This window comes from Alteromonas sp. KUL17, assembly GCF_006538305.1.
GTDB lineage: Bacteria > Pseudomonadota > Gammaproteobacteria > Enterobacterales > Alteromonadaceae > Alteromonas > Alteromonas macleodii.
Genome location: NZ_BJKJ01000050.1, coordinates 1 through 2,898, shown reverse-complemented (window position 1 = coordinate 2,898; position 2,898 = coordinate 1). Strand labels below are relative to the sequence as shown.

The following is a 2,898-nucleotide window of genomic DNA, read 5'->3' as shown; positions in this document are numbered from 1 at the left end:
CATGCAACGTAACTTAGACAGAAGTCAAAAGGCTGTTTGGGGTTGTATGGTTAAGTGACGAAGCGTATACGGTGGATGCCTTGGCAGTTAGAGGCGATGAAGGACGTGTAAGTCTGCGAAAAGCTGTGGTGAGCCGACAAAATGCATTTGAGCCACAGATGTCCGAATGGGGAAACCCACCTATTTATAGGTATCGTTAACTGAATACATAGGTTAACGAGGCAAACGAGGGGAACTGAAACATCTAAGTACCCTTAGGAAAAGAAATCAACCGAGATTCCCCTAGTAGCGGCGAGCGAACGGGGAGCAGCCCTTAAGCTGTTTAGAATTTAGTGGAATCCTTTGGGAAGAGGAGCGATACAAGGTGATAGCCCTGTACACGACGGATTCTTTACAGTGAAATCGAGTAGGTCGGGACACGTGTTATCTTGACTGAATATGGGGGGACCATCCTCCAAGGCTAAATACTCCTAACTGACCGATAGTGAACCAGTACCGTGAGGGAAAGGCGAAAAGAACCCCTGTGAGGGGAGTGAAATAGAACCTGAAACCGTATACGTACAAGCAGTGGGAGCCACTTCGTGTGGTGACTGCGTACCTTTTGTATAATGGGTCAGCGACTTATATTTAGTAGCAAGGTTAAGTGAATAACGGAGCCGTAGCGAAAGCGAGTGTTAACTGCGCGTTTAGTTGCTAGGTATAGACCCGAAACCCGGTGATCTAGCCATGAGCAGGTTGAAGGTTGAGTAACATCAACTGGAGGACCGAACCCACTAACGTTGAAAAGTTAGGGGATGACTTGTGGCTGGGGGTGAAAGGCCAATCAAACCGGGAGATAGCTGGTTCTCCCCGAAATCTATTTAGGTAGAGCCTCGGACGAATTCCATTGGGGGTAGAGCACTGTTAAGGCTAGGGGGTCATCCCGACTTACCAACCCTTTGCAAACTCCGAATACCAATGAGAACTATCCGGGAGACACACGGCGGGTGCTAACGTCCGTCGTGGAGAGGGAAACAACCCAGACCGCCAGCTAAGGTCCCAAAATATTGCTAAGTGGGAAACGATGTGGGAAGGCATAGACAGCTAGGAGGTTGGCTTAGAAGCAGCCACCCTTTAAAGAAAGCGTAATAGCTCACTAGTCGAGTCGGCCTGCGCGGAAGATGTAACGGGGCTAAGCAATATACCGAAGCTGCGGCAGCATGTTTACATGCTGGGTAGGGGAGCGTTGTGTAAGTGGATGAAGGTGAGTTGTAAAGCTTGCTGGACATATCACAAGTGCGAATGCTGACATGAGTAACGATAATGGGAGTGAAAAACTCCCACGCCGGAAGACCAAGGTTTCCTGTCCCATGCTAATCAGGGCAGGGTAAGTCGGCCCCTAAGGCGAGGCAGAAATGCGTAGTCGATGGGAAACGGGTTAATATTCCCGTACTTATATAATCAGTGATGGAGGGACGGAGAAGGCTAGGCAAGCTTGGCGTTGGTTGTCCAAGTGAAAGTGAGTAGGCTGAAGACTTAGGTAAATCCGGGTTTTCAAGGCCGAGACACGAGACGAGCTCCCTAAGGGAGTGAAGTTGTTGATGCCCTGCTTCCAGGAAAAGCTTCTAAACTTATGATTATATGAACCGTACCCCAAACCGACACAGGTGGTCAGGTAGAGAATACTAAGGCGCTTGAGAGAACTCGGGTGAAGGAACTCGGCAAAATTGTACCGTAACTTCGGGAGAAGGTACGCCTCTGTTTGTGAACACTTCGCGTGGTAAGCAAATGGAGGCCGCAGTGACCAGGTGGCTGGGACTGTTTATTAAAAACACAGCACTCTGCAAACTCGTAAGAGGACGTATAGGGTGTGACACCTGCCCGGTGCCGGAAGGTTAATTGATGGGGTTAGTTTTCTTAACGAAGCTCTTGATCGAAGCCCCGGTAAACGGCGGCCGTAACTATAACGGTCCTAAGGTAGCGAAATTCCTTGTCGGGTAAGTTCCGACCTGCACGAATGGTGTAACCATGGCCACGCTGTCTCCACCCGAGACTCAGTGAAATTGAAATCGCAGTGAAGATGCTGTGTACCCGCACCTAGACGGAAAGACCCCGTGAACCTTTACTACAGCTTGGCACTGAACATTGAACCTACATGTGTAGGATAGGTGGGAGGCTTTGAAGCACAGTCGCTAGATTGTGTGGAGCCGTCCTTGAAATACCACCCTTGTATGTTTGATGTTCTAACATTGTTCCCTTATCGGGAATGTGGACAGTGTCTGGTGGGTAGTTTGACTGGGGCGGTCTCCTCCCAAATAGTAACGGAGGAGCACGAAGGTTAGCTAATCACGGTCGGACATCGTGAGGTTAGTGCAATGGCATAAGCTAGCTTAACTGCGAGACAGACACGTCGAGCAGGTACGAAAGTAGGTCATAGTGATCCGGTGGTTCTGTATGGAAGGGCCATCGCTCAACGGATAAAAGGTACTCCGGGGATAACAGGCTGATACCGCCCAAGAGTTCATATCGACGGCGGTGTTTGGCACCTCGATGTCGGCTCATCACATCCTGGGGCTGAAGTCGGTCCCAAGGGTATGGCTGTTCGCCATTTAAAGTGGTACGCGAGCTGGGTTTAGAACGTCGTGAGACAGTTCGGTCCCTATCTGGTGTGGGCGTTGGATGATTGATGGGAGCTGCTCCTAGTACGAGAGGACCGGAGTGGACGAACCGCTGGTGTTCGGGTTGTCATGCCAATGGCATTGCCCGGTAGCTATGTTCGGAACGGATAACCGCTGAAAGCATCTAAGCGGGAAGCCGGCCCAAAGATGAGTCATCCCTGACCTTTAAGGTCTGGAAGGGTTGTTATAGACGATGACGTTGATAGGCAGGGTGTGGAAGCGTTGTAAGGCGTTAAGCTAA

General features: G+C 50.2%; 1 rRNA gene. It reads left to right on the top strand.

Annotated features, from left to right (window positions below):
* Positions 1-48: 48 nt before the first annotated feature.
* Positions 49-2,898, top strand: a 23S ribosomal RNA gene (locus KUL49_RS20650); the annotation flags it as partial.